The 25,602-nt window shown below is 61.8% G+C and carries 24 protein-coding genes and 1 pseudogene; 4 read left to right on the top strand and 21 right to left on the bottom strand.

The genetic code is table 11. The annotated features are described in order from the left end of the window. Window positions 1-150: 150 nt before the first annotated feature. The 11 genes and pseudogenes from HU742_RS26135 to ubiE form a co-directional block, all read right to left on the bottom strand. A complete protein-coding gene (locus HU742_RS26135) occupies window positions 151-2,067 on the bottom strand; it encodes a methyl-accepting chemotaxis protein (RefSeq protein WP_186644357.1) in 1,917 nt (638 codons plus the stop codon). 120 nt (window positions 2,068-2,187) lie between these two features. After that, complete coding sequence (locus tag HU742_RS26130; protein ID WP_186644360.1) at window positions 2,188-4,092, bottom strand: methyl-accepting chemotaxis protein; 1,905 nt, start codon at window positions 4,090-4,092, stop codon at window positions 2,188-2,190. 116 nt (window positions 4,093-4,208) lie between these two features. Continuing rightward, window positions 4,209-4,916, bottom strand: a complete 708-nt coding sequence (locus HU742_RS26125; protein WP_186644361.1) for a 16S rRNA (uracil(1498)-N(3))-methyltransferase — start codon at window positions 4,914-4,916, stop codon at window positions 4,209-4,211. Next, window positions 4,913-5,710: a twin-arginine translocase subunit TatC gene (tatC, locus tag HU742_RS26120; RefSeq protein ID WP_186644362.1), complete on the bottom strand. Its 798-nt coding sequence runs from the start codon at window positions 5,708-5,710 to the stop codon at window positions 4,913-4,915. Before tatC ends, HU742_RS26125 begins: the two co-directional genes overlap by 4 nt. Further along, on the bottom strand, window positions 5,707-6,120 hold the full coding sequence (gene tatB / locus HU742_RS26115; protein ID WP_186639610.1) for a Sec-independent protein translocase protein TatB: 414 nt from the start codon (window positions 6,118-6,120) through the stop codon (window positions 5,707-5,709). Before tatB ends, tatC begins: the two co-directional genes overlap by 4 nt. A gap of 10 nt (window positions 6,121-6,130) precedes the next feature. After that, window positions 6,131-6,415 carry a twin-arginine translocase TatA/TatE family subunit gene (locus HU742_RS26110; RefSeq protein WP_186639612.1) on the bottom strand — a complete coding sequence of 95 codons (285 nt, stop codon included), beginning with the start codon at window positions 6,413-6,415 and terminating at the stop codon, window positions 6,131-6,133. Between the two features lie 22 nt (window positions 6,416-6,437). Next, the gene (locus HU742_RS26105; protein WP_003186671.1) at window positions 6,438-6,770 is read right to left on the bottom strand and encodes a phosphoribosyl-ATP diphosphatase; all 333 of its coding nucleotides are present in this window, start codon (window positions 6,768-6,770) and stop codon (window positions 6,438-6,440) included. Next, a complete protein-coding gene (gene hisI / locus HU742_RS26100; RefSeq protein ID WP_186639614.1) occupies window positions 6,763-7,161 on the bottom strand; it encodes a phosphoribosyl-AMP cyclohydrolase in 399 nt (132 codons plus the stop codon). The genes HU742_RS26105 and hisI overlap by 8 nt, the downstream gene beginning before the upstream one ends. Window positions 7,162-7,242: 81 nt before the next feature. Beyond that, the gene (gene ubiB / locus HU742_RS26095; RefSeq protein ID WP_186615659.1) at window positions 7,243-8,847 is read right to left on the bottom strand and encodes a ubiquinone biosynthesis regulatory protein kinase UbiB; all 1,605 of its coding nucleotides are present in this window, start codon (window positions 8,845-8,847) and stop codon (window positions 7,243-7,245) included. Continuing rightward, window positions 8,844-9,468: pseudogene (locus tag HU742_RS26090) on the bottom strand (ubiquinone biosynthesis accessory factor UbiJ). The gene ubiB and the pseudogene HU742_RS26090 overlap by 4 nt, the downstream one beginning before the upstream one ends. Continuing rightward, on the bottom strand, window positions 9,468-10,238 hold the full coding sequence (gene ubiE, locus HU742_RS26085; RefSeq protein ID WP_186615663.1) for a bifunctional demethylmenaquinone methyltransferase/2-methoxy-6-polyprenyl-1,4-benzoquinol methylase UbiE: 771 nt from the start codon (window positions 10,236-10,238) through the stop codon (window positions 9,468-9,470). The pseudogene HU742_RS26090 and the gene ubiE overlap by 1 nt, the downstream one beginning before the upstream one ends. Before the next feature lie 154 nt (window positions 10,239-10,392). Between ubiE and HU742_RS26080 the strand changes: the two genes are divergently transcribed. The 3 genes from HU742_RS26080 (at window position 10,393) to HU742_RS26070 (ending at window position 12,193) form a co-directional block, all read left to right on the top strand. Next, window positions 10,393-10,668 (top strand): polyhydroxyalkanoic acid system family protein, encoded by a 276-nt coding sequence (locus tag HU742_RS26080; protein WP_186639620.1) that lies wholly within the window; start codon window positions 10,393-10,395, stop codon window positions 10,666-10,668. Window positions 10,669-10,869: 201 nt separating this feature from the next. Next, the gene (locus tag HU742_RS26075) at window positions 10,870-11,292 is read left to right on the top strand and encodes a phasin family protein (RefSeq protein ID WP_186639622.1); all 423 of its coding nucleotides are present in this window, start codon (window positions 10,870-10,872) and stop codon (window positions 11,290-11,292) included. A gap of 10 nt (window positions 11,293-11,302) precedes the next feature. Beyond that, the gene (locus tag HU742_RS26070; RefSeq protein ID WP_186644364.1) at window positions 11,303-12,193 is read left to right on the top strand and encodes a phasin family protein; all 891 of its coding nucleotides are present in this window, start codon (window positions 11,303-11,305) and stop codon (window positions 12,191-12,193) included. Window positions 12,194-12,319: 126 nt separating this feature from the next. Here HU742_RS26070 and HU742_RS26065 read toward each other — a convergent pair whose 3' ends face one another. From HU742_RS26065 to HU742_RS26020, 10 genes are all read right to left on the bottom strand, one after another. Then, on the bottom strand, window positions 12,320-12,940 hold the full coding sequence (locus tag HU742_RS26065) for a TetR/AcrR family transcriptional regulator (RefSeq protein ID WP_186639626.1): 621 nt from the start codon (window positions 12,938-12,940) through the stop codon (window positions 12,320-12,322). Between the two features lie 60 nt (window positions 12,941-13,000). Continuing rightward, the gene (gene phaC / locus HU742_RS26060) at window positions 13,001-14,683 is read right to left on the bottom strand and encodes a class II poly(R)-hydroxyalkanoic acid synthase (RefSeq protein WP_186644366.1); all 1,683 of its coding nucleotides are present in this window, start codon (window positions 14,681-14,683) and stop codon (window positions 13,001-13,003) included. Between the two features lie 111 nt (window positions 14,684-14,794). Then, window positions 14,795-15,652: a poly(3-hydroxyalkanoate) depolymerase gene (phaZ, locus tag HU742_RS26055; RefSeq protein WP_186639630.1), complete on the bottom strand. Its 858-nt coding sequence runs from the start codon at window positions 15,650-15,652 to the stop codon at window positions 14,795-14,797. Window positions 15,653-15,751: 99 nt separating this feature from the next. Continuing rightward, window positions 15,752-17,431, bottom strand: coding sequence for a class II poly(R)-hydroxyalkanoic acid synthase (gene phaC / locus HU742_RS26050; protein WP_186644368.1), 1,680 nt, complete (start codon window positions 17,429-17,431; stop codon window positions 15,752-15,754). Between the two features lie 278 nt (window positions 17,432-17,709). After that, complete coding sequence (locus HU742_RS26045; RefSeq protein ID WP_186615679.1) at window positions 17,710-18,087, bottom strand: gamma-butyrobetaine hydroxylase family protein; 378 nt, start codon at window positions 18,085-18,087, stop codon at window positions 17,710-17,712. Between the two features lie 71 nt (window positions 18,088-18,158). Beyond that, window positions 18,159-19,496 carry an ATP-dependent protease ATPase subunit HslU gene (gene hslU, locus HU742_RS26040; protein WP_186639633.1) on the bottom strand — a complete coding sequence of 446 codons (1,338 nt, stop codon included), beginning with the start codon at window positions 19,494-19,496 and terminating at the stop codon, window positions 18,159-18,161. A gap of 41 nt (window positions 19,497-19,537) precedes the next feature. Then, the gene (gene hslV, locus HU742_RS26035; RefSeq protein ID WP_003186641.1) at window positions 19,538-20,068 is read right to left on the bottom strand and encodes an ATP-dependent protease subunit HslV; all 531 of its coding nucleotides are present in this window, start codon (window positions 20,066-20,068) and stop codon (window positions 19,538-19,540) included. A gap of 291 nt (window positions 20,069-20,359) precedes the next feature. Beyond that, window positions 20,360-21,055 carry an SPOR domain-containing protein gene (locus HU742_RS26030; protein WP_186639635.1) on the bottom strand — a complete coding sequence of 232 codons (696 nt, stop codon included), beginning with the start codon at window positions 21,053-21,055 and terminating at the stop codon, window positions 20,360-20,362. A gap of 1 nt (window position 21,056) precedes the next feature. After that, complete coding sequence (gene argS, locus HU742_RS26025) at window positions 21,057-22,793, bottom strand: arginine--tRNA ligase (RefSeq protein WP_186639637.1); 1,737 nt, start codon at window positions 22,791-22,793, stop codon at window positions 21,057-21,059. Between the two features lie 155 nt (window positions 22,794-22,948). After that, complete coding sequence (locus HU742_RS26020) at window positions 22,949-25,168, bottom strand: primosomal protein N' (protein ID WP_186644370.1); 2,220 nt, start codon at window positions 25,166-25,168, stop codon at window positions 22,949-22,951. 169 nt (window positions 25,169-25,337) lie between these two features. On the opposite strand from HU742_RS26020, the gene rpmE reads away from it, so the two are divergent. Beyond that, on the top strand, window positions 25,338-25,562 hold the full coding sequence (gene rpmE, locus HU742_RS26015) for a 50S ribosomal protein L31 (protein ID WP_186639641.1): 225 nt from the start codon (window positions 25,338-25,340) through the stop codon (window positions 25,560-25,562). The last annotated feature ends 40 nt before the right edge of the window (window positions 25,563-25,602 follow it).

Raw genomic sequence — 25,602 nt, 5'->3', positions numbered from 1 at the left:
CACCGAGCCTAGGCGAGGTGCCGAGTGGTGGGGCAAAAGCGTTTTGCTTACTTTTGCGCTTCCCAAAAGTGAGCCGCTGTAAGAGCGGAACCGTCATCAGCCGTTACCGAAGCAATGGATATGCACACGAGTGAGCAGCCCCAAAGGGCATCAAACCCTAAACCGCCCCACCAAAGTCTGCAAATGAACCCCCAACCGCGCCAGTTCAGCACTGGAGGCGGCAGTCTCTTCACTGGACGACGCCGTCTGCTCCGACACATCACGCACATTCAGCACGCTACGGTTGATCTCCTCAGCCACCGCGCTCTGCTGCTCAGCCGCCGCAGCGATCTGCTGGTTCATCGACTGGATCGCCGAAACCGTACGAGTGATGTTCTCCAGCGAGCTCCCGGCACGGCGGGTCAGTTCGACGCTGCTGTCGGTCAGGCTACGGCTGTTGTCCATGATGGTCGCGACCTGTTCGGTGCCGTTTTGCAGGCCGACGATCAGTTCTTCGATTTCTTCGGTGGACTTCTGAGTGCGCTGGGCCAGGCTACGGACCTCATCGGCCACCACGGCGAAGCCTCGTCCGGCTTCACCGGCACGGGCGGCTTCGATGGCGGCGTTGAGGGCCAGCAGGTTGGTTTGCTGGGCCACGGACTTGATCACGTCCAGGACGCTGCCGATCTTGTCGCTTTCGCGCTTCAAATCGCCCATGGCGGTGGTGGAGTTACCGACTTCCCGCGCCAGGCGTTCGATCTGGGCGATGGCTTCGCCGACGACTTTGTCGCCTTCGCGGGCCTGTTGGTCGGCGGCGACGGCGGCTTCGGAGGCTTCCTCGGCGTTGCGCGCCACTTCCTGCACCGTGGCGGTCATTTCATGCATGGCGGTGGCGACCTGATCGGTCTCGATCTTTTGGCTGTTGACCCCGGCACTGGTCTGTTCGGTCACCGCCGAGAGCTGTTCAGCGGCGCTGGCGATCTGGGTGACGCCTTCACCGATACCGCCGATCAACTGCCGCAAGCCTACGGTCATGCGTTGCATGGCACGTTGCAGTTGGCCGAGTTCGTCGCGGCGTTCGGAGGTTAGGTTGTGGGTCAGGTCGCCCGCGGCGACGCGTTCTGCCACCTTCAAGGTCTCATCCAGCGGGCCTACGATCTGTCGGGTAATCAGCAGGGCGGCGATTACGCCGAACAGCAGGGCCAGGGCGGCCGCCACTACCAGCAGCATCTTGGCTTGGGCGACGTCGTGGTCGCGCACGGCTGTCTGTGACACGGTCAGCTTCTGGCTGGAATCGATCAGCACTTGGCCTTGCTCAGCCATGCGCTGCTGCGCGGCGGCGTTATCGATCTGCGAGTCACGGAACTGGGCGACTGCGGCGCGGTAGAGATTGAACGAGTCGTTGGCCTGTTGAAGGCTATCGGCATGCTCTTCAGGCAACTGGGCTGGCAAGCGTGCCAGTAGTTTCAGGGCATCGGTGATTGCATCGATGGCCGGCTGCTGGGCTTCGTTTTTGCCGCTGTAGGTGTAGCCGCGAACCTGATAACGGGCCTGTTGGATCGCTTTGCTCAGGGCCACCACGCTGTTGAATTGGGTGACGTCGCCGCCCTGCAACAGCGCTTTTTCCACCTCGGCGACGCGAGCCACGGCGCTATCGGCGCTGGCGCCCAGCTTGCTGCGGGCGTCTTCGCGGTTGACGGTGGCGCTGGTCATTTGGGCGAAGGCGCTTTTATATTCGGCAACGGCAGCCAGTTGTGTGTCGATCAGCGCCACATCAGCCGGCTGCTCAATCGAATCACGAGCAGTTTTCAGCCCGGCTTCGAGCCTGCCAAGCAGATCGTTGACCTGTTGCGGCCCTTTCTCGCCTCGCGTGGTGTTGTAGTCGATGCTGGCCAGGTTCAAGTCTTTGCTCAAGTCGTTGAGACTGGCAATGAACCCCAGCTTGTCACCCCGGCTGATGACATTGCCCAGGCCGGACCAACCGGTGAACGCGATCATCAAGGTAAGGAACAGCACCAGGCCGAAGCCTGCACCGAGTTTGCGATTAACGCTTACATTTCCCAGACCCTGGGCAAGCCACCGGAACATGCTGATACTCCCTTGGAGCGTTGAATTGGTTTTATGGGGACTGTATCGGCGGCTTGGGCGGGATCTGTAGAAAATAGACACGGTGGGGTTTTTTTCGTGGTTTTATGCCCGCCCTTTTGGTCAGACCTTGAAGCGTCCTACCAGCGTTTGCAAATGGCCCCCCAACCGCGCCAGTTCAGCGCTGGAAGCGGCGGTTTCTTCACTGGAAGCGGCTGTCTGTTCGGACACGTCGCGAACATTCAGGACGCTGCGGTTGATCTCTTCGGCCACGGCGCTCTGTTGCTCGGCCGCGGCGGCGATCTGTTGGTTCATCGACTGGATCGCCGAGACGGTGCGGGTGATGTTTTCCAGTGAGCTCCCGGCACGGCGGGTCAGTTCGACGCTGCTGTCGGTCAGGCTGCGACTGTTGTCCAGGCTGGACGCGACCTGTTCGGTTCCGGTCTGCAGGCCAAGGACCAGTTGCTCGATTTCTTCGGTGGACTTCTGGGTGCGCTGGGCCAGGCTGCGCACTTCGTCGGCCACCACTGCGAAACCACGCCCGGCTTCACCGGCCCGGGCCGCCTCGATGGCCGCGTTGAGAGCCAGCAGGTTGGTTTGCTGGGCCACGGACTTGATCACGTCCAGGACGCTGCCGATCTTGTCGCTTTCGCGTTTGAGGTGGCCCATGGCTTCGGTGGAATTGCCCACCGCGTTGGACAGGCGCTCGATCTGGGCGATGGCTTCGCCAACCACCTTTTCGCCTTCGCGAGCCTGCTGGTCCGCGGCGACCGTCGCTTCGCTCGCTTGCTCGGCATTACGCGCCACTTCCTGCACCGTGGCGGTCATTTCGTGCATGGCGGTGGCGACCTGGTCGGTTTCCACTTTCTGGCTGTTGACTCCGGCGCTGGTCTGTTCGGTGACGGCGGAAAGCTGTTCGGCGGCGCTGGCGATCTGCGTGACGCTGTCGCTGATGCTGCCGATCAAGTGCCGCAGGCCCACGGTCATGCTCTGCATGGCACGTTGCAGTTGGCCCAGTTCGTCGCGGCGCTCGGAGCTGAGGTTGTGGGTCAGGTCGCCTGCCGCCACGCGTTCGGCGACCTTGAGGGTCTGCTCCAGCGGGGTGACGATCTGCCGGGTGATCACCAGGGCGGCGATCACGCCGAAAAGCAGGGCCAACGCGGCGGCCGAGATCAGGAAGAGGTTGGCTCTGGCGGCCTCGTGGTCGCGCACTTCCGTTTGGGACAGCGTGATGTCCCTACTGGCCCCGCGTAGCACAACCCCCAAGTCGGACATGCGCTTGATGGCGACAGCGCTGGCGGCCTGGGCTTCATGGAACTGGCTGACCGCGGCACGATAGGCCTTGAACGACTCGCTGGCCTGTTGCAGGTTGGCAGCGTGTTCAGCGGGCAGTTGGGCCGGCAGGCTGCCGAGCGCTTTCAGCGCGTTATCGATGGCATCCAAGGCCGGCTGCTCGGCATCGGCCCGGCCGCTGTAGGTGTAGCCGCGAACCTGATAGCGGGCTTGCTGGATGGCCTTGCTCAGGCTCACCACGCTGTCGAGTTGAGCGGCGTTCTCGCTTTGCCGTATGGCGCTTTCAACGCTGGCGACTCGGGCCACGGCGTTATCGGCGCTGGCGCCCAGTTTGCTGCGCGCATTCTCGCGGCTTACGGTGGCGCGGACCAACTCGGCAACGACAGCCCTGTACTCGGTAATAGCCGCCAGTTGCTTGTCGATGAGCGCCACGTCGGCCGATTGCTCGATAGATTGGCGGGCAGTCTGTAGCCCAGGCTCCAATTTACCGAGCAGATCGTTGAGATCACCTGGACCTTTCTCGCCGCGGGTCGCGTCGTAATCCATGCGCGCGGAGCGCAGGTCCTTGGTCAAGTCGTTCAGGCTGGCGATGAGTCCCAGCGTGTCGCCGTGGGCAATCACCTTGCGCAGGCCGGTCCAGCCGGTGAAGGCGATCATTACGGTCAAGAGCAGTACCAAGCCAAAACCGAAGCCGAGTTTGCGATTAACGCCTACGTTACCTAGCCATCGGAACATGCCGGTACTCCCTTGAAGGGCGGAACTGCTTTTTATGGTAGTTCTATCGACACGTTTCGGGAGGAACTGGAGAGATTAGCTAAATAAGTTTGTAACAGCGTAGCAAGCTACGGAGATCAGAACAGGCGTGAGAGCAGCGCCGTTACTGCGGTCTCGACCCGCAGGATCCGCTCGCCCAGCTGCACCGGTTGCAAACCGGCCTTGCCCAGCAGGTCGACCTCGTAGGGGATCCAGCCGCCTTCGGGGCCGATCGCCAGCGTGACCGGTTCCGTCAGTGCCCGAGGGCAGGGCGGGTGATCGCCAGGGTGACCGACCAGGCCGAGGGTGCCTTCGACGATGGCCGGCAAGCGGTCCTCGACGAAGGGTTTGAAGCGTTTTTCGATGATGATTTCAGGCAACACGCTGTCCCGGGCCTGCTCCAGCCCCAGGATCAGTTGCTCGCGAATGGCTTCTGGCTCCAGGAACGGCGTCTGCCAGAAACTCTTTTCCACGCGATAGCTGTTGACCAGGATCACGCGCGGCACGCCCATGGTCGCAACGGTCTGGAACACCCGCCGGAGCATTTTCGGACGCGGCAATGCCAGCACCAGTGTCAGCGATAATTTGGCTGGCGGTGGCTGGTCGAGAGTCACTTGCAGTTCGGCTTCGCGAGCTTCCAGGCGCAACACCTGGGCGGTGCCCATCAGCCCGCCGATGCGCCCGACCCGCAAGCTGTCACCGACAGCGCTGCGGTGGACTTCCTGCATGTGGGTCAATCGGCGATCGCTCAAGATGACCCGGTCCGGCCCGATGAAATCGGCCTCTTCGAGCAGCAGCAGGTTCACGCTTGGGTCGCTGGCGGCTGGTCGTTGTGGTCGTCCACGGGCTGGTCTTCGGGCTCTTCTTCCCGGCGCTTGCGCACCAGGCCACCGAACAGGATGCCGATCTCGAACAGCAGCCACATCGGCACGGCCAGCAAGGTCTGGGAGAAAATGTCTGGCGGGGTCAGGATCATGCCGACCACGAAGCAACCGATGATCACGTACGGCCGGATCTTCTTCAGGTAGGCAACGTCCACCACGCCGATCCACACCAGCAGCACCACCGCCACCGGGATTTCAAACGCCACGCCAAAGGCGAAGAACAGCGTCATGACAAAATCCAGGTAGCTGGTGATGTCGGTCATCATCTCGACGCCTGCCGGGGTGGCGGCGGCGAAGAACTTGAAGATCAGTGGAAACACGAAGAAATAGGCGAAGGCCATGCCGGTGTAGAACAGCAGGATGCTCGACACCAGCAGCGGCACGGCGATGCGTTTCTCATGCTTGTACAGGCCCGGCGCGATGAATCCCCAGATCTGATGCAGAATCACCGGGATCGCCAGGAACAGCGAGACCATCATCGTCAGCTTCAGCGGCGTCAGGAACGGTGATGACACGTCGGTGGCGATCATCGTCGCGCCTACCGGCAAATACTCACGCAGCGGCGTGGAGACGAAGGTATAGATCTGCTGGGTGAAGGCAAACAGCCCGGCGAAGATGACGAAAACCGCCGCGACGCAACGCAGCAGGCGGGTGCGCAACTCGGTGAGGTGCGATACCAGCGGCATCGGCTGGTCGTTTTCAGGGATAGCGCTCATGGGGCTCGCGGCGGCAAAGTAGCATCGTGGGGAGTCACAGTCGTCGTGGTTGCCGGTTCAACCGGTTTTGCCGGTTCAGCGGCCACTGGCGCAGCTTCGACAGCCGGTGCCTGGGGAGCAATGGTCGGCTCGGCGACGGGCTGGACCGGCGTCGGTTCCTGCTGGGTCGGTGTGAAGATCTTCCGTGCTTCCTGCTCCAGCGAGAGGATGTGTTCGTTGTGCAGTTGCCGACGAATGTCGTCGGCACCGATTTCACGTTCAACTTCCTGTTTGATCGCATTGAAGCTGCGCTTCAGGCGCCCGATCCAGAGACCGGCGGTGCGCGCAGCACCCGGCAGGCGCTCGGGGCCCAGTACCAGCAGGGCGACGAGGCCGACGAGCAGCAGTTCAGTGAAGCTGATCCCAAACATTAGTCAGTGCTCACGAGTCTTTGCGGGTTGGCTCTTCGACTTTCTGGGCCTGCACGTCGATGGTATTCGGTGCGTTCACAGGCTGGGCGGCCTGCGGATGCACCGGTTGGGCCGGCTGTACCGGTTGAGCCTGGGCGGTGGTGTCGGCCGGTTTTTCGTCATCGTTCATGGCTTTGCGAAAGCCCTTGATCGACTCGCCGACATCGGTGCCGAGGTTTTTCAGTTTCTTGGTGCCGAACACCAACACCACGACAACCAGAATGACGACCCAGTGTTTCCAGTCAAAGATACCCATGTGGCTACTCCTCAAAAAATGATCAGGCGGACGGGCGCGAGGCTTTCTCGACGTGCCCGGACAGACCGAAGCGACGGTCCAGTTCATCCAGTACGGCCTGCGGATGCTGCCCCAGTTGGGCCAGCATGACCAGGCTGTGGAACCACAGGTCGGCGGTCTCGTAGATCACGTCGCTGCAGTCGCCGCTGATGGCGGCGTCCTTGGCGGCGATGATGGTCTCGACCGATTCTTCGCCGACCTTTTCCAGAATCTTGTTCAAGCCCTTGTGGTACAGGCTGGCGACATAGGAGCTGTCGGCCGCGGCGCCTTTGCGCTCTTCCAGCACCTGGGCCAGGCGGGTCAGGGTGTCACTCATGGGAATGTCCTGGATAGATGGCGTGCGGGTCCTTGAGCACCGGGTCGACGGTTTTCCAGTCGCCGTTCTCGAAGACGCGATAGAAGCAGCTCTGCCGGCCGGTGTGGCAGGCGATTTCGCCAACCTGTTCGACCATCAGGATGATGACGTCGCCGTCGCAATCCAGGCGCATCTCGTGCAAGTGTTGTACGTGCCCGGACTCCTCGCCCTTGCGCCACAGTTTGCCACGGGAGCGTGACCAATAGATGGCGCGGTTCTCGGCGGCGGTCAGTGCCAGCGCTTCGCGATTCATCCAGGCCATCATCAGCACGCGCCCGGTCTTGTGATCCTGGGCGATCGCCGGAACCAGTCCGTCAGCGTCCCACTTGATCTCGTCCTGCCAGTTTTTCATCTTCGACTCCGACCATGGGCCGCGCACTTCGAATCGGCGGGCCCAGCGTTGAAACAGTGTGCCAGCGAGAACCGGTGATGGCTATCGGCGAACGACCAGATACAAACCCACGGCCACCATGATGCCGGCGGGCCAATGACCCAGTTCGCTCAGTGGGCCGCCGGCCGCGAGCACCGCGCCGCCACCCAGGTGGGCTGCGCCGAGCAGGCGCAGGAACCAGTCGTCCCGACGGCGTTTCCACGGTGGAGCAGGATCGTGGGCGTGGGGCTGGGACATGCGCTCGAGCAGGTCGCGGGTCATGTTGGCCAGGTGCGGAAGTTGTTCGAACTGGCTCTGCACGTTGCCCAGCAAGGTCTTCGGGCTCATCCGCTCGCGCATCCAGCGCTCGAGGAACGGCTGTGCGGTGTTCCAGAGATCCAGGTCTGGGTAGAGCTGGCGGCCGAGGCCTTCGATGTTCAGCAGGGTTTTTTGCAAGAGCACCAGTTGCGGCTGGACTTCCATGTTGAAGCGGCGCGCGGTCTGGAACAGGCGCATCAGGACCTGGCCGAAGGAAATATCTTTTAACGGTTTTTCGAAGATCGGTTCGCACACGGTGCGGATCGCCGCTTCGAACTCGTTGAGTTTGGTCTCGGCCGGCACCCAGCCAGAATCGATGTGCAACTGCGCAACGCGGCGATAATCACGCTTGAAGAAGGCGAACAGATTGCGCGCCAGGTAATCCTGGTCCTCGGGGGTGAGGCTGCCGACGATGCCGCAGTCGATGGCGATGTATTGCGGACTCCACGGCTGCACGGTGCTGACGAAGATGTTGCCCGGGTGCATGTCGGCGTGGAAGAAACTGTCGCGGAACACCTGGGTGAAGAAAATCTCCACGCCGCGTTCGGCGAGCAGTTTCATGTCGGTGCGCTGGTCGGCCAGGGTCGCGAGGTCGGTGACCTGGATGCCGTAGATGCGCTCCATCACCAACACTTTCGGCCGGCACCAGTCCCAATAGACTTGCGGGACGTAAAGCAGCGGCGAGCCTTCGAAGTTACGGCGCAACTGGCTGGCGTTGGCGGCTTCGCGCAGCAGGTCGAGTTCGTCGAAGATGGTTTTTTCGTAGTCCTGGACCACGTCCACCGGGTGCAGCAGGCGCGCATCGGCCGACAGCCGCTCGGCGGCGCGCGCAAGGATGAACAGCCAGGCCAGGTCCTGGGCGATGATCGGCTTGAGGCCCGGGCGAATCACCTTGACCACCACTTCCTCACCCGTCTTGAGTTGCGCGGCGTGAACCTGGGCGACCGACGCCGAGGCCAGGGGCTCGACATCGAAACGGCTGAAGACTTCGCTGATCTTCTTGCCCAGTTGCTCTTCGATCAGCGCCACCGACAGCTTGGAGTCGAACGGCGGTACGCGGTCTTGCAGCAGCATCAGTTCGTCGGCGATGTCTTCGGGCAGCAGGTCGCGACGGGTCGAGAGAATCTGTCCGAACTTGATGAAGATGGGGCCCAGGTCCTGCAAGGCCAGGCGCAGGCGTGCGCCGCGACTCAACTCCAGGGTTCGGCGTGGGAACCAGCGCCACGGCAACACGAAGCGCAGCGCCAGGAGAAACCAGGGCAGCGGCAAGGCGAACAGCAGGTCATCGAGGCGGTAGCGGATCACGACGCGCTGGATGCGCAACAGACGGCGGACGGCAAGCAGCTTCATGCGTTATCGCTTGGTTTCAAGGGATCGGGAAAGGCGCTCAAAACGCGCCTCGAGACGTTCCAGATCAAGCTTGATCTGGTCCAGTTCATCAAAACGGGCCTGGGCTTCGCGTTGGCCTACGAGAGTACGCGATTCTTCGGCCAGGTATTCACTCAGATTCTGGCCCAGGCTGGCGAAGCCCTGGCGATACCAGCGGGTACGGCTGCGCAGATGACCGCTGAGCAACTGGGTGGCCACCGGACCGATCCAGCGGGACACCTCGTATTCCCAGTCCAGCTCAAGGTCCTGGAGAATCGCTGCCAGCTCCAGCAGCACACCGCTGTCGCCGTCGAGTTCGACATCGGGGCCATGCAGCACCGCGGTCTTGTTCTGGCTCAGCGCCAGCTCCAGCAGGTTCGACGCCGGGGCTCGGAGCGTGCAGTCTGCCTCGGCTTCCCAATGGGAGGCGAGCATCAGGCCTTCATCGCTGGGCAGGATAAACAGCTTGAGCGCCGGGCTGCGACAATCGACGGCAATCACCTTGCCACTCAAGTGCGCCAGGCGCATCGGCGCCGTGCTGTCCAGGCGCAGGACCCGGTTGATGCCGAGTTCGACGCCGGCGAGCAGGCCGGTGAGCAGCATCAGGGCTTGATACCGCGGTGCAGGGCAACGATGCCCGAGGTCATGTTGTGGTAGGTCACGCGGTCGAAACCGGCTTCGACCATCATCGACTTCAGCGTTTCCTGGTCTGGATGCATGCGGATCGATTCGGCCAGGTAGCGATAGCTTTCCGCGTCGTTGGTGATCAGCTTGCCCATCAGCGGCATGAAGGCGAACGAGTAGGCGTCGTAGGCCTTGGACATCAGCGCGTTGGTCGGCTTGGAGAATTCCAGCACCAGCAGCCGGCCACCGGGCTTGAGTACGCGCAGCATGGAGCGCAGCGCGTCTTCCTTATGGGTGACGTTACGCAGGCCGAAGGCGATGGTGACGCAGTCGAAGTGGTTGTCCGGGAACGGCAGCTTCTCGGCATCGGCCTGGACGAACTCGACGTTGCCAGCCACACCCAGGTCCAGCAAGCGGTCGCGACCGACCTTGAGCATGGATTCGTTGATGTCGGCGAGCACCACATGGCCGGTCGGGCCAACGATGTGGGAGAATTTTTTAGTCAGGTCACCCGTGCCGCCAGCGATGTCCAGTACACGATTGCCGGTGCGCACGCCCGACAGTTCGATCGCGAAGCGCTTCCACAGGCGATGCATGCCGCCCGAGAGCAGGTCGTTCATCAGGTCATACTTGGCGGCTACCGAGTGGAAAACCTCAGCGACTTTTTCCGCCTTCTGGCTTTCCGGCACGTTCTTGAAGCCGAAGTGAGTGGTGGGTTCGGCATCGCTGCCTTTGCGCTGATCAGTCATATCGCTGTCACCAAAAAAGAATGCGGGACATTCTAATCCCGGTGGAGTGCTTTGTCTTGGCAAGGCTGCAGGTAAGATGAACCACGGCCAGGACGTTTTGACGCAGGCAGGGTCTGAACGTTCAGGCAAGTCTCGATCAAGCAGGAGTTATCAGATGGCCCGTATTACTGTTGAGCGTGCCCATGCCCTGGGCAAGGAAGCGGCCCGCGAAAAGGCTGACAAGTTGGCGCAGAAACTTTCCGATAGCTATGGCCTGGAGCCCCAGTGGGAGGGCGACACGCTGAAGCTCAAGCGCTCCGGGGTCAAAGGCGAAGTGCATGTAGGCGAAGATTCGATCCGCGTCGATGTGGAACTGGGCATGTTGATGTCTGCCATGAGCGGCACGATCAAGACGGAAATCGAAAAAGCCTTGGATAAGGCGTTGGCTTGATTTAACCCAATGGTAAATTGGGATATGGAATTCAATTGCCTGACTAGCCCTGGTGCAAGCGAGCCTGCTTCCACCAGGGCGTCATTCCCTTGGGTCTATCCGTTTTGTTAGGGTGCCCTTTCTAATTATTCTCACTACTTTGTGCCTGAGTCCGACCCTGTACGGGCAGTTCCTCCCACCTGTCTTCGAGTGAGGTGCACCATGGCCAAAGTTATTTTGAAGAAAAAAAACGACATTGAATCTTCCACGCTGAGCGACGTGAAAACGTATGCGCGCAAGATCTGGCTGGCTGGCCTGGGCGCCTATATCAAGGTAGGCCAGGAAGGCAGCGAGTACTTCCAGGAGTTGGTCAAGGCTGGTGAAGTTGTTGAAATAAAAGGCAAAAAGAACATTGCCGGAAAACTTCAAGCAGCCAACAGCGAACTGATTGAAGCCAAGACCGACGTCAACACTTTCAAGGCCCGGGTTGAAGTCCAACTCGACAAAGTCGAGAAGGTGTTCGACGCGCGTGTTGCAAGTGCCTTGAATCGTATCGGCATTCCGTCTAAACATGACGTTGAGACACTCTCTGCTAAGCTCGATGAGCTAACGGCATTGCTCGAACGTGTCGCGCGTAAACATTAAGGAGAACGGGATGGCTGGCAAGAAAATCACCGAAAAAGAAGGCAGCTCGTGGGCCGGGAAGATTGAAAAGTACTCCCGCAAAATCTGGCTTGCTGGTTTAGGCGTGTACTCGAAGATCGACACTGACGGCAGCAAACTCTTCGAGTCCCTGGTTAAGGACGGCGAGAAGGCCGAAAAACTCACCAAGACGGCGGTCGGCAAACAGGTCGATGCGGCTACGGTCTCCGCCGAGTCGGCGAAATCGAGAATCGGCGGCGTGAAGGATCGAGCCCTGGGTAAATGGGATGAGCTGGAAGGTGCCTTCGACAAGCGCCTGAACAGTGCGATTTCCCGCTTGGGCGTGCCGAGCCGCAATGAAGTCAAGGAACTGCACAGCAAGGTCGACACCCTGACCAAACAGATCGAAAAACTGACCGGGGCCAAGGTCACGCCTGTCGCGACCAAGGCTACTGCAAGCAAGACGGCGGCGGCCAAACCCGCGGCGAAGACGGCAGCCAAGCCACTGGTCAAGGCAGCGGCAAAAACCGTCGCCAAACCTGCGGCCAAAGCAGCGGCCAAGCCAGCGGCTAAAACCGCAGCGGCCAAACCAGCAGCCAAGGCGGCGGCCAAACCCGTCGCGGCAAAGGCAGCAGCCAAGCCAGCGGCTAAAACTGCGGCAGCTAAACCGGCTGCGGCCAAACCTGCGGCAAAAGCCGCTGCGAAACCGGCCGCCAAACCCGCCGCGGCGAAAAAGCCAGCGGTGAAAAAAGCGACTGCGCCAAAAGCAGCCGCACCGAAGGCGCCGACCGCGACCGCCAAACCGGCAACCCCGACGAGCACAGCGAACTCCGCTTCGGCTCCGACTCCGGTGGCCACCCCGACTCCAGCGCCGGCTCCGTCGACGCCTACCAGTCAGTCCTGATTTTCCAGGGCATGCAATAACGCCCGGCTTATGTAGGCCGGGCGCTCGTTCCCACGCTCCCGCGTGGGAATGCCTCCAGGGACGCTCTGCGTTCCGCTGTTTGGGGCGCGGAGCGTCACACTGGCGTCAATCGTGCTCTTCCAGATACCGCAGCGCCATCTGTTCGGTCGCGATCTTGACCGCAGGCGGCAAGTGCGGCGCCACCAGCATCATGACCTGGTAGACCACCAGGCGAACTTCGCCTTCGCGATCCAGGATCCGTTGATAGTCCAGCGAGAACAGCAAGGTCATGGTGATCTGCTCCACCAGTTGCCCCAGTGCCTGTGTATCGCTGACCAGAAATCCCTGGGCCTTGAGTTGCGCCAGCAGTGAGGCCAGGGTCCGCTTCAGCGCGTTGAGCAACTGGCGAATCCCCTTGGCCAGTTTCGGCAGGCGCCCGGCCAGGTTCGACAGGTCCTGGAACAAAAACCGATATTGAGCCAGGCGCTCTACGATCAGATGCAGGAACAGCCAGTAATCCTCCGGCGCCAGTTGCGCATCGGCCGGTGGGTCCAGCAGCGGCGCGAGCTCGGCCTGGAATCGCTCGAACAGCCCCAGTATCAGTGGTTCCTTTCCATGGAAGTGGTAATAGAGGTTGCCGGGGCTAATACCCATTTCATTGGCAACTTCCATGGTGGAGACGTTCGGCTCGCCCTTTTCGTTGAATAACTGCAGGGCACATTCAAGGATGCGGTCGCGGGTTTTCATCCGGTCTTCTTAGTGATGAAGTCGTGCCACGGTCGGGAGCGCGACCGTGGAGTGAGGCGCTCAGCGCACGCGCACATAGGTTCCGGGCGCTGCTTCCAGGGGTGGGTATTTCACGTTGCCCAAGGCCATCTGCGTTTCGCGCTGGGCACCGGAGCGTTCCTGGATCCAGCCCAGCCATTGGGGCCACCAACTGCCATCGATGTGCTTGGCGTCGTAATACCAGGCCCGAGGGTCACTGCTCAGTTTCGGGTTCTCGATGTAGTTGGCCTTGGGGTTGCCGGGCGGGTTGAGAATGCTTTGGACATGGCCGCTGTTGGACAGCACGAAGCGCCGTTCGCCGCCCAGCAACAGCGTCGAGCGATACACCGCGTCCCAAGGGGTGATGTGGTCGTTGATGCCGGCCACGCTGAAGCTGTCCACCGTGACTTTCTGCAAGTCTATAGGCGTGCCGCAGACTTCCAGGCCGCCGGGATGGGTCAGCGGGTTGTGCTTGAAAAAATCCAGCAGGTCGCCGTGATACGCGGCTGGAAGTCGGGTGCAGTCGTTGTTCCAGTAGAGGATATCGAAGGCCGGCGGCTCCTTGCCCAGCAGGTAGTTGTTAACGAAATAAGTCCAGATCAGGTCGTTGGGGCGCATCCAGGCGAACACCCGGGCCATGTCGCGACCCTCGAGAATGCCTTTCTGGTAAGAGCGGCGCTTGGCAGCCTCAAGGGTCTGTTCGTCGATGAATAGCGTGGCCTGGCTTTCGATCTCGCTGTCCAGCAAGCTCACCAGGTAGCTGGCGCTGGCGACCCGGCGCAGTTGGCGCTTGGCCTGCAGGTGACCTTGCAAGGCGGCGATGGTCATGCCTCCGGCGCAGGCGCCCATCAGGTTGATCTCGCGCGCGCCGGTGATCTCCCGGCAGGCATTCATCGCCTCCTCCGTCGCCTCGACGTAACTGGACAAGCCCCACTCGCGGTGGCGCACGTCGGGATTGCGCCAGCTGATGATGAACACCTGCAAGCCGTTTTTCAGGGCGTACTGGACGAAGCTATTGGAAGGACTCAGGTCGAAAATGTAGAACTTGTTGATCTGCGGCGGCACGATCAACAATGGCCTGGCGTATTGCTTTTCGCTCATCGGCTTGTACTGGATCAGCTCCAGCAGCTCGTTGCGAAACACCACCGCGCCGGGAGTAGTGGCGAGGGTCTTGCCGACTTCAAAGGCCTGGGGCGTGACCTGCCGGGGCAGTCCATCGTTATGCAGCAGGTCATCCACCAAGTGGCTGATGCCGCGAATCAGGCTGGTGCCGCCAGAGTTGAACAGTTCCTTGATCGCCACGGGGTTGAGCAAGGTATTGGAGGGCGATACGGCGTCGTTGAGCAGCGAAAAAGTAAAGTGGGCACGGGCGCGATCATCCGGGCTCATGTCGCTTTCGTCGATCCAGCTCCTGACCTGTTTTTGCCAGCTCAGGTACGCCTGGAGGCTGCGCCGATAGAGCGGGTTGTGCTGCCAGGTGGGATCAACGAAGCGCTTGTCGTTGGGGTTGGTGGGGTGCAGCGTTTCGCCCAGCAGCACGCGCCCCAGTTGACCGCCCAGCCGCAATGCATGTCGGGCGCTGTGCACCGGATTGCGCAGGCCATGGACGGCGACGTTGCGCAAGGTGGCAAGCAGATCCCTGCCGCGCAGGCCGGTGACCGCGCTTTGTGCATTGATGAAACTGGCAGGGGCGGGCATGGAACCCTTCGCCGGTTTGTCGCGCATGAGTCAACTCCTTCGTCATCAGGCTAAAAACAAACGCACCGAACCAGACAACATAGTCGCTGTTTCGGGTGGCTGCATGATCCGGCTTCCTGCCAGGCGCTCTCGGCGGTGTCAGCCGCCACTCAGCGGCGCGGGATGCGGATGCATGACCGCGCGCTGACGTTCTTCCTCCAGAAACTTCATGATGATCGGTGCCACGGCCTCGGCCCGGGTGATCAGGAACAGATGGCCGTCATCAATGATGTGCAACTGTGAATTTGGTATACGCCAGGCCAGCATGCGCATGTTGATCAATGGGATCAGCGGGTCGTCATCCCCGGCCAGGATCAGGGTTGGCTGATGGATCTTGTGCAGCCAGTGGATGCTGGTCCAGCCCAGGCCTGCAAACAACTGCCAGTAATAACCGAGTTTGCCCGCCGACCGAACCTTGGCGGCGTGACGAGCCGCCAGGCTCGGATCGCGGCGAAACGAGCCGCCGTAGATCAACGGGGCGATGCGCATTACATGGGACGGCTGAACGTAGCGCCGGGGGCTGGCCATCATCCACAGCACCTTCGGCTTGCCCGGCACCATCACCGCGCCGGCGGCCGTAGCGGCGAGCACCAACTTCTTGCAACGTTCCGGATAATCATGGGCGAACTGCTGGGCCAAGGCGCCGCCCCAGGACACGCCGATCACGTTGACCTGCCCATAGTCCAGATAATCGAGCATCCGCGCGGTGAGCTTGGCCAAGCCAGGGAAGCGATAGGGCCGGCTCGGTGTAGACGAGCCGCCGACCCCAGGCACATCGAAGGCAATCACTTCCAGGTCCGGGTCCAGGGCCTCGATGAACGGGAACACCAGCTCCAGGTTGGCGCCGATGCCGTTGAAGATCAGCAGTGGCGTCAAGTGAGGCTTGCCGGGACGTACCGCGGTGCGCAAGGTCTGGCCATCCAGATCGACGGTACGGAAGATGTACGGTTGCGGCATGCTTCAAGTCCTGGGGTAGAAAAGCAGAAAAAGCAGCTTCAAGCTTCAAGCTTCAAGCTGCACGAGGACAGCTTGGCGCTTGAAGCTTGCAACTTGCAGCTATCTTTCATGTACATACGTACCGGGCGCCGCTTCACCCGCCACGTAAGTCTTGTTGCCCAATGCGGTCGGTGCTTTTTTCAGCTTGCCCGAGCGCTCGGCCTGCCACGCCTGCCAGTGCAGCCACCAGGAGTCGGTGTGCTTGGTGGAGTTTTCCATCCAGTCCTCGGCCTTGGCGGGCATGTCTTCGCTGGTCATGTAGCGCGACTTGGGATTGCCCGGCGGGTTGAGGATGCTCTGGATATGACCGCTGCTCGACAGCACGAATTCAACCTTGCCGCCGAACAGTTGCGCCGACTTGTAGCAGGACTTCCATGGGGTGATGTGGTCGTTGGTACCGGCCAGGGAAAAGATGTCCGCAGTGACCTGCTTGAGGTCGATTGGCGTGCCGCACACTTCCAGTGCGTTGGGGCGGATCAGCGGGTTGTTCTTGAACATCTCGATGAGGTCACCGTGAAACGCCGCTGGAAGCCTGGTGGTGTCGTTGTTCCAGAACAGGATGTCGAAGACCGGCGGCTCGTTGCCCAGCAGGTAATTGTTGACCCAGTAGTTCCAGATCAAGTCGTTGGGGCGCATCCAGGCAAAGACCTTGGCCATGTCGCGACCTTCGAGCACGCCGGCCTGATACGAGTGGCGCTTGGCGGCTTCCAGGGTCTGCTCGTCGACGAACAGCGCCACGTCGGTGTCCAGGGTGGTGTCCAGCACGCTTACCAGCAAGGTCAGGGCATTGACCTTTTTCTCGCCCAGCGCGGCGTAGTGGCCAAGCAGCGCGGTGCAGGTGATGCCGCCTGAGCAGGCGCCCAGCATGTTGACGTCTTTGCTGCCGGTGATGGCCGTGACCACATCCACCGCTTCCTTGAGCGCCTCGATGTAGGTCGACAGGCCCCACTCGCGCTGCGCCTTGGTGGGGTTGCGCCAGCTAACGATGAAGGTCTGCACGTTGCTGCGCAGGCAGAAGCGCGCCAGGCTCTTGTCCGGGCTCAGGTCGAAGACATAAAACTTGTTGATCTGCGGCGGGACCACCAGCAGCGGTCGTTCGTGGACCTGCTCGGTGATGGGGCGGTATTGGATAAGCTCCAGCACGTCATTGCGAAAGACCACGGCGCCTTCCGTCACGCCCAGGCTCTTGCCGACTTCGAACGCGCCCATATCGACCTGGCTTGGCATGCCGCCGTTGTGCACCAGGTCCTTGGCCAGGTGGGAAAGGCCATCGAGCAGGCTCTTGCCACCGGTTTCGAAGAAACGCTTGACCGCCGCCGGGTTGGCCGCCGAATTGGTCGGGGCCATGGCTTCGGTCATCAAGTTGATGACGAAGTGCCCTCGACTGATGTCTTGGGGCGAGAGGCTGCTGTCGTCTATCCAGGCATGCAGCTCCTTGCGCCACGCCAGGTAGATTTGCAGGTAACGTCTGTAAAGCGGGTTCTGGCTCCACGCCGGGTCGTTGAAACGACGATCGTCACCGGCGGGCTGCAACTCGGATTTGCCAAACAGGACTTTCCTGAGCTCAGCGCCGAAATGGGCAACGTGCTTGACGCTGTGCAGCGGTTGTTTGATGGTCTGGGTCAGCACCATCCGGGCAGAGGCCAGCAGGTCTTTCCTGCGCAAGCCGACGACGGGATTCAAGCCCAGGGTATTTTCCGAGGCTTGGTACTTCAACTCATCGTTGTTCTTGTTGCTCATCTACGACGCTCCATTGTCCTTCAGACGAGTACCGGGATCGTGCCGTGAAGCCGCAAGGCCAATACCAGGTACGCTGCTCGGGGTGACCATTAATTCCGCATCGAGGGCAATGAGGAAACGTGTGCCAGGAACTCGCCGGTTCCTTTGCAGGGAACTTGCCAGCTCCATTGGTTACCCGAGTTTAATTTTTTTCGCAAGCAGGCCAGTCATTGACGCTGCCGCGCGGGCATTCAAGCAGATGAGTCTAGAAAATTCGCCCTAATGCGCCAGCCCTTGAGCTAGAGCATCAGCTTGACCACGGATTCGTTCGGATCGCGGGTTTTTCCGGCGGCCTTGAGCTCGGCGAGATAATCGTTCCACAGGTCCTCTTGGCGCAGCGCCAATTGGTACAGGTAGTCCCACGTGAACAATCCGCTGTCGTGGCCGTCGTCGAAGGTCAATTTCAGTGCGTACTGACCGGCCGGTTCAACCTTGGTCAGGCCGACGCCGAGCTTGCCGTATTGCAAGATGGGTTTGCCGTGGCCCTGGACCTCGGCGGAAGGCGAATGCACCCGCAGGAATTCCGCGGGCAAGTGGTACTCCTCGTCCGGCGCGTATTTCAGCGTCAGGGTCTTGGAGGCTTTGTGCAGGTTGATGGCGGTGGGGAATTTGGTCATGAGGCGTCGCTCTCTTGAAGCTTGTGGCGAGGGGATAAATCCCCCTCGTCACAGAAGCCCGCTTATGTGGCTTACAGGATATACCGCGACAGATCTTCGTTCTCAGCCAGTTCGCCCAGGTGGCTGTTGACGTATTCGGCGTCGATGATGATCGGCGCCTCATTGTGGGCGCTAGCCAGGTCGCCGGCACTGAACGAGACTTCCTCGAGCAGGCGCTCAAGCAGCGTGTGCAGGCGACGGGCACCGATGTTCTCGGTCTTCTCGTTGACCTGCCAGGCGATCTGCGCCAAGCGCTTGATGCCCTCGGGCGCGAACTCGATGTTCAGGCCTTCGGTCTTGAGCAGCGCGCAATACTGCTCGGTCAGCGACGCGTGGGGTTCGCTGAGGATGCGTTCGAAATCTTCTGGCGACAGCGCCTTGAGTTCGACACGGATCGGCAAACGGCCTTGCAGCTCGGGCACCAGGTCGCTCGGCTTGCTCAGGTGAAACGCACCGGAGGCAATGAACAGGATGTGGTCGGTCTTGACCATGCCCAGCTTGGTGTTGACCGTGCAGCCTTCGATCAGCGGCAGCAGGTCGCGTTGCACACCTTCACGGGACACGTCGGCGCCCCCGACATTGCCGCGCTTGGCGACCTTGTCGATTTCGTCGATGAATACGATGCCGTGCTGCTCCACCGCTTCCAGCGCCTTGGCCTTCAATTCTTCTTCGTTGACCAGGCGACCCGCCTCTTCGTCACGCACCAGCTTCAGCGCTTCCTTGACCTTGAGCTTGCGGCTTTTCTTCTTGCCCTTGCCCATGTTGGCGAACAGATTCTGCAGCTGATTGGTCATTTCTTCCATGCCCGGCGGCGCGGAAATGTCGACGCCAGCCATCTCGGCCACTTCGATCTCGATTTCCTTATCGTCCAGCTGGCCTTCGCGCAGGCGCTTGCGGAACAGCTGGCGGGTGTTGGAGTCCTGGGTCGCGGCGGAGTCGGCGTTGAAGCCCATGCGCGCCGGCGGCAGCAGCGCGTCGAGGATGCGCTCTTCGGCGGCGTCTTCGGCGCGATGGCGGACCTTGGTGATTTCCTGCTCGCGCAGCAGCTTGATGGCGGCATCGGCCAAGTCACGAATGATCGACTCGACGTCGCGCCCGACGTAGCCCACTTCGGTGAACTTAGTGGCTTCGACCTTGATGAACGGCGCATTGGCAAGCTTGGCCAGGCGACGGGCGATCTCGGTTTTACCGACGCCGGTCGGGCCAATCATCAGGATGTTCTTGGGGGTCACTTCGACGCGCAGCTCTTCGGGTAGCTGCATCCGGCGCCAGCGGTTGCGCAGGGCGATGGCGACGGCGCGCTTGGCATCGTCCTGGCCGATGATGTGGCGATTGAGTTCGTGGACGATTTCGCGGGGAGTCATGGACATAATATTGGGGTCCTCAAGCAGGAATTCGGGCCTGGACGGGCTTATTCCGCGAGGTCCTGCTCCTCAATGGTTTGGGTGTGGTTGGTGAACACGCAGATGTCGCCGGCAATGCCCAAGGCAGTCTCGACGATTTCGCGGGCCGACAGGTCGGTCTTTTTCAACAGCGCGCTGGCGGCAGCCTGGGCGTAGGCGCCGCCGGAACCCATGGCGATCAGGCCGTCTTCGGGCTCAACCACGTCGCCGTTACCGGTGATGATCAGCGAGGCGTCTTTGTTGGCGACCGCGAGCATGGCTTCGAGGCGGCTCAGGGAGCGGTCGGTGCGCCATTCCTTGGCTAACTCGACGGCGGCGCGTACCAGGTGGCCCTGGTGTTTCTCAAGTTGGCCTTCGAAACGTTCGAACAAGGTGAAGGCGTCGGCGGTGGCTCCGGCGAAACCGGCGATGACCTGGCCGTGGTACAGGCGGCGGACTTTCTTCGCGTTGCCTTTCATCACGGTGTTGCCCAATGAAACCTGGCCGTCGCCGCCCATGACGACTTTGCCGTGACGGCGGACTGAAACGATGGTGGTCAAGGGAAGAGTCTCCACGCAGCGGGGCGAAAATGCCCGGATGAAACTCATATGGGGGTGGCGTGGGGTTTTTCAACTGCGGGGTGGGGGAGGGGACGAGTGGTGCGCTGTGATTGTTCCGCGATCCTGTGGCGAGGGGATTTATCCCCGCTGGGCTGCGTAGCAGCCCCAAAAAGCTTGATGTATTCGGCCCTGACACACCGAGGCGGCAGGTTTTAGGGCCGCTTCGCGCCCCAGCGGGGCGGTGCGACGTTTCGCTAAATCCCCTCGCCACAAGGGGGGGTGTCGTTTGGATCAGCGGCTCTGGCGTTGTTGTAACAGCAGGTTGCTAAACCCACTGCCGGCCAGTTGTTTCTGCGCCTTGGTCAATTCTTCGCGATTGCTGAACGGCCCCACCAAGACCCGGTACCAGGTTTCGTCCTTCACGGTCCCGGACTCCACCGACACGGATTGGCCCAGCAAAATGATCTGCGCCCGGACCTTGTCGGCGTCGGCTTCCTTGCGGAACGAGCCGGCCTGCAGGAAGAACTTCGTCACCGGCGCAGCCTTTTGCACGGGAGGGGCCGGTGGCGGCGTGATGCCGGCCAGCGCCGCCTGGGCACGGGCGGTGTCGATCTTCGCCGCTTCAGCCGGGGTCACCGGCGTGGTGGGCACTTGCGGCGTCGGCAGGGTTTTCTCCGGCACGGCGTCTGGCGGCACGATGACTTCCGATTCCGGCAGCAAGGTATAGAAGTCGTATTTCGGCTTCACCGGTTGCGTCGGGCTCGGCGGGGTCTTGTTCGCCTCGGCGATGCGCGTGGCTTTCTGTTGTTCCTGGCGGACGCGCTTGACGTCATCGCCCTGGCCCGGCTCCAGTTTCATCAGGAACACTATGAAAGCGCCAACGGTCAGGCCGATGGCCATCCACAGCCAGCCCGGAATCGGCTGTTTGGCTGGAGGCTGGTAACGACTGGCGCCGCGCTTGGGTGCAGGTTTTTTCTTGGCGGCCAACTTACATGCGCTCCAGGGTTTCCAGGCCCAGCAGTTCCAGGCCTTGCTTGAGCGTGCGCCCGGTCAGCGCGGCGAGGCGCAGGCGGCTTTGCATCTGCGTGGGAGTTTCGGCATTCAGGATCGGGCAGTTCTCGTAGAAGCTGGAGAACAGGCCGGCAACGTCGTACAGGTAGGCGCACAGAGTGTGCGGCGTGCCCTTGTCGGCGACGTTATTCAGCACTTCGCCGAACTGCGCCAGTTTCGCCGCCAGCTCCTGCTCCTGCGGGGCTTCGAGCACAATCTGGCCGTCCACTTCGTCGAAGCCTTTGCCGAGCTTGCGGAACACGCCCGCCACGCGGGTGTAGGCGTACAGCAGGTACGGCGCGGTGTTGCCTTCGAAATTGAGCATCAGGTCGAAGTTGAAGCTGTAGTCGCTGGTGCGGTGCTTGGACAGGTCAGCGTATTTCACCGCGTCGATGCCGACGACCTTGGCGATCTTGCGCAGCTCGTCCTCGGCCAGCTCCGGGTTCTTTCCCTTGACCAGGGTGTAGGCGCGGTCCTGGGCTTCGGTCAGCAGGTCGATCAGCTTCACCGTGCCGCCGTCGCGGGTCTTGAACGGACGGCCGTCGGCGCCGTTCATGGTGCCGAAGCCCATGTGCTCCATCTCCATCGGATGGGTCACGAAGCCGGCCAGGCGCGCCACTTCGAACACCTGCTGGAAGTGCAGGGCCTGGCGCTGGTCGACGAAGTACAGCACGCGATCGGCCTTGAGCACACCGTTGCGGTAGCGCACGGCCGCCAGGTCGGTGGTGGCGTAGAGGTAACCGCCGTCGGCCTTGACGATGATCACTGGCAGCGGCTCGCCATCGGCGGTCTTGAACTGGTCGAGGAACACGCACTGGGCGCCGTTGCTTTCCACCAGCATGCCCTTGGCCCTGAGATCGTTGACCACGTTGATCAGATCATCGTTGTAGGCGCTTTCGCCCATCACGTCGGCCATGGTCAATTTGACGTTCAGCAGCTCGTAGATTTTCTGGCAGTGGGACAGCGAGATGTCCTTGAACTTGGTCCACAGCGCCAGGCACTCGGCATCGCCGGCCTGCAGCTTGACCACCAGGCCACGGGCGCGGTCGGCAAACTCGGGGGATTCGTCGAAGCGTTGCTTGGCGGCGCGGTAGAAATTCTCCAGGTCCGACAGCTCGTCGCTGGTGATCGGATTTTCCTGCAAATAGGCCATCAGCATGCCGAACTGGGTGCCCCAGTCGCCAACGTGGTTCTGGCGAATCACGGTATCGCCGAGGAACTCCAGGACCCGGGCCACGCCGTCGCCGATGATGGTCGAGCGCAGGTGGCCGACGTGCATCTCCTTGGCGAGGTTGGGAGCCGAAAGGTCAACCACGGTGCGCTGCAACGGGCCGGCCTTGCGCACGCCGAGGCGCTCGTCGGCCAGGGCCGCGTCCAGGCGCGAAGCCAGGGCCTGGGTGTTCTGGAAAAAATTGATGAAACCGGGGCCGGCGATATCCGCCTTGCTGACGTTCTCGTCGGCCGGCAGGGCCGCGATGATTTTCTCCGCCAGGTCCCGCGGCTTCATGCCGGCCGGTTTGGCCAGCATCATCGCGATGTTGCTGGCGAAGTCGCCGTGGGTCTTGTCGCGGGTGTTTTCGACCTGAATTGCCGGCGACAGGCCTTCTGGCAGCACACCTTCAGTGACGAGTTGGGTGATGGCTTGCTGAATGAGCTGGCGGATGGTGTCTTTCATGGTCTTCTCTTTCAACCGCAGGCGCGGCGGCGCTTCGATGCGCTGGTGGAAAAACTGGGCATTATCCGTGGCGCGGACGAGCTTGCCAACTGTAGCGGGTCGGTTGGGTCCATGTGATGACTATTCTGGCTTCATCGCGCGCGGACGATTGCCATCTAATACAAATCCACCGGGTCCACATCCAGCGACCAGCGCACTGCCCGCCCGCTGGGCAGTTGCTCCAGCACCAGCAACCAGGCACTCAACAGTCGATGCAGCGGCGCCCGGGCATTGGCTTGCAACAGAAGCTGGGCGCGATAACGCCCGGCCCGCCGCTCCATCGGAGCCGGGACCGGGCCCAAGAGTTCGATGCCGGTGAGGCTCTGCTCCGCCAGCAAACGCTCCGCCTCGCTGCAGGCCTCGTCAAGGAAACCTTCGGCCTGCCCCGGCTTGTGGGCTTCGGCCCGCAACAGCGCCAGGTGGGCAAAGGGCGGCAGGCCGGCGCTGCGGCGTTCGCTCAACGCCTGTTCGGCGAAGGCAAAATAACCCTGCTCGGTCAGTTGGATCAGCAGCGGATGGTCCGCCAGGTGGGTCTGGATAATGACCTTGCCCGGTTCCTCGGCTCGTCCGGCACGGCCCGCCACCTGGACGATCAACTGCGCCATGCGTTCGCTGGCACGGAAGTCCCCGGAAAACAGCCCGCCGTCGGCATCGAGGATCGACACCAGCGTCACCCGGGGGAAGTGATGCCCCTTGGCGAGCATCTGCGTGCCCACCAGAATGCATGGCTGGCCCTTCTGGATCGTGGCGAACAACTGATTCATCGCGTCTTTGCGCGAGGTGCTGTCGCGATCCACCCGCAGCACCGGGAAATCGGGGAAGAGGATGCCCAGCCGTTCCTCGGCGCGCTCGGTGCCGGCGCCCACCGGGCGCAGATCCACTTTCCCGCACTGCGGACAGTGCCTCGGCACGCGCTCGGCGTGCCCGCAATGGTGGCAGCGCAATTCGCCGTAGCGTTGATGCACGGTCATTCGCGCGTCGCAGCGTTCACAACCGGACATCCAGCCGCAGTCGTGGCAGAGCAGGGTCGGGGCGAACCCCCGACGGTTGAGGAACACCAGGACCTGTTGCCCGGCGGCCAGGGTCTGGCCGATGGCTTGTTGCATCGGTCCGGAAATGCCGCTGTCCAGCGGACGACTCTTGACGTCCAGGCGCAGGAAGCGCGGTTGCTTGGCGCCGCCGGCCCGTTCGTTCAGGCGTAGCAGGCCGTAGCGACCGGTGTAGGCGTTGTGCAGGCTTTCCAGGGAGGGCGTGGCCGAACCGAGGACAATCGGGATGTTCTCTTGGCGGGCGCGCACCAGTGCCAGGTCGCGGGCGTGGTAGCGCAGGCCTTCCTGCTGTTTATAGGAGCCGTCGTGCTCTTCGTCGATGATGATCAGGCCAGGGTTTTTCATCGGTGTGAACAGGGCCGAGCGGGTGCCGATAATGATGTCGGCCTCGCCATCCCGGGCGGCGAGCCAGGCTTCCAGGCGCTCGCGGTCGTTGACCGCCGAGTGCACCAGCGCGATCCGTGCGTTGAACCGCTGCTCGAAGCGCGCCAGGGTTTGTGGCCCGAGGTTGATTTCCGGGATCAGCACCAGGGCTTGCTTGCCGGCTTCGAGGGTCTCGCGAATCAGTTGCAGGTAGACCTCGGTCTTGCCGCTGCCGGTCACGCCCGCCAACAGGAAAGCATGGTAACTATCGAAACCCGCGCGAATCGCTTCGCACGCGGCCCGCTGTTCGGCGTTGAGCGGCAGTTCCGGCTGGGCCAGCCAATGTTCATGACGCGCGCCCGGGGCGTGCTTGCGCACTTCCACCTGGACCAGGCCTTTGGCCAACAACAGGTCGAGACTGTCTTTACTGAGCATCAACTTGCTCAGTAGCTGATGCGCCACGCCGTGGGGATGCTGGGCCAGCGTCGCCAGGGCCTCGCGCTGGCGCGGCGCGCGGGCAATACGCGGATCGTCCAGCGCGGCACCGGGCGCTGCCGACCAGAATCGCTCCTGGCGCGCTTCGGCCGGTTCGCCCTGGCGCAACAGCACCGGCAGGGCCCAGCTCAGGGTGTCGCCCAGGCTGTGCTGATAGTACTGGGAGGTCCACAGGCACAGCTTGAACAACGACGCGGGCAGCGGCGGCGTAGCATCAAGCAAGGCCAACGCCGGCTTGAGCTTGTCGACCGGCACTTCGCTGCGATCGGTGACTTCCACCAGGATGCCGATCATCTCCCGCCGGCCGAATGGCACCCGCAGGCGCATGCCCGGTTGCAACTGGGCGCGCGTCACCCCGGCCGGGGCACGGTAATCGAACAAGCGGCGCAGAGGCGATGGCAGGGCGAGGCGCAGGATGGCGTCGGGCACGCGGTGGATTCTCGATTAGGCAGCGGCGAAGAAGGCCGGGAGCCTAGCAGACGGTTGGTACAAGTTGTAGCTTGCGTGATTAATGTTGTCTGGTAGAATCCGCGGCCTAATTACGTGCGGTATTCAACAATAGTGTTGGGTGGCGGCACGCTAGCCTGAGGAAAACACCATGAAAACCGATATCCATCCGGACTACCCAGCCATTGCTGTAACCTGCAGCTGCGGCAACAAGTTCGAAACGCGTTCGACCTACGGCAAAGCCCTGTCGATCGACGTTTGCAACGAATGCCACCCGTTCTACACCGGTAAGCAAAAAACTCTGGATACCGGCGGCCGCGTTCAGAGGTTTGCGGATCGTTTCGGTGCTTTCGGCAAAGTTACTCCAAAAGCCTGAGGCTGATCATTTTGGATGGTCGTCTCGACTGGTCCAGACT

Source organism: Pseudomonas marvdashtae (assembly GCF_014268655.2).
GTDB lineage: Bacteria > Pseudomonadota > Gammaproteobacteria > Pseudomonadales > Pseudomonadaceae > Aquipseudomonas > Aquipseudomonas marvdashtae.
This window is presented reverse-complemented; position numbering and strand designations above follow the sequence as displayed.

What these genes read in the sequence shown, in the direction of transcription:
- ubiE (WP_186615663.1), bottom strand. Translation starts at nt 10,238, where the DNA reads ATGACTGATCAGCGCAAAGGCAGCGATGCCGAACCCACCACTCACTTC.
- argS (WP_186639637.1), bottom strand. Translation starts at nt 22,793, where the DNA reads ATGAAAGACACCATCCGCCAGCTCATTCAGCAAGCCATCACCCAACTC.
- HU742_RS26105 (WP_003186671.1), bottom strand. Translation starts at nt 6,770, where the DNA reads ATGAGTGACACCCTGACCCGCCTGGCCCAGGTGCTGGAAGAGCGCAAA.
- HU742_RS26130 (WP_186644360.1), bottom strand. Translation starts at nt 4,092, where the DNA reads ATGTTCCGATGGCTAGGTAACGTAGGCGTTAATCGCAAACTCGGCTTC.
- hslU (WP_186639633.1), bottom strand. Translation starts at nt 19,496, where the DNA reads ATGTCCATGACTCCCCGCGAAATCGTCCACGAACTCAATCGCCACATC.
- phaC (WP_186644368.1), bottom strand. Translation starts at nt 17,431, where the DNA reads ATGAGCAACAAGAACAACGATGAGTTGAAGTACCAAGCCTCGGAAAAT.
- tatC (WP_186644362.1), bottom strand. Translation starts at nt 5,710, where the DNA reads ATGAGCGCTATCCCTGAAAACGACCAGCCGATGCCGCTGGTATCGCAC.
- phaC (WP_186644366.1), bottom strand. Translation starts at nt 14,683, where the DNA reads ATGCGCGACAAACCGGCGAAGGGTTCCATGCCCGCCCCTGCCAGTTTC.
- HU742_RS26080 (WP_186639620.1), top strand. Translation starts at nt 10,393, where the DNA reads ATGGCCCGTATTACTGTTGAGCGTGCCCATGCCCTGGGCAAGGAAGCG.
- ubiB (WP_186615659.1), bottom strand. Translation starts at nt 8,847, where the DNA reads ATGAAGCTGCTTGCCGTCCGCCGTCTGTTGCGCATCCAGCGCGTCGTG.
- HU742_RS26075 (WP_186639622.1), top strand. Translation starts at nt 10,870, where the DNA reads ATGGCCAAAGTTATTTTGAAGAAAAAAAACGACATTGAATCTTCCACG.
- phaZ (WP_186639630.1), bottom strand. Translation starts at nt 15,652, where the DNA reads ATGCCGCAACCGTACATCTTCCGTACCGTCGATCTGGATGGCCAGACC.
- rpmE (WP_186639641.1), top strand. Translation starts at nt 25,338, where the DNA reads ATGAAAACCGATATCCATCCGGACTACCCAGCCATTGCTGTAACCTGC.
- tatB (WP_186639610.1), bottom strand. Translation starts at nt 6,120, where the DNA reads ATGTTTGGGATCAGCTTCACTGAACTGCTGCTCGTCGGCCTCGTCGCC.
- HU742_RS26110 (WP_186639612.1), bottom strand. Translation starts at nt 6,415, where the DNA reads ATGGGTATCTTTGACTGGAAACACTGGGTCGTCATTCTGGTTGTCGTG.
- HU742_RS26045 (WP_186615679.1), bottom strand. Translation starts at nt 18,087, where the DNA reads ATGACCAAATTCCCCACCGCCATCAACCTGCACAAAGCCTCCAAGACC.
- HU742_RS26070 (WP_186644364.1), top strand. Translation starts at nt 11,303, where the DNA reads ATGGCTGGCAAGAAAATCACCGAAAAAGAAGGCAGCTCGTGGGCCGGG.
- HU742_RS26135 (WP_186644357.1), bottom strand. Translation starts at nt 2,067, where the DNA reads ATGTTCCGGTGGCTTGCCCAGGGTCTGGGAAATGTAAGCGTTAATCGC.
- hisI (WP_186639614.1), bottom strand. Translation starts at nt 7,161, where the DNA reads ATGAAAAACTGGCAGGACGAGATCAAGTGGGACGCTGACGGACTGGTT.
- HU742_RS26065 (WP_186639626.1), bottom strand. Translation starts at nt 12,940, where the DNA reads ATGAAAACCCGCGACCGCATCCTTGAATGTGCCCTGCAGTTATTCAAC.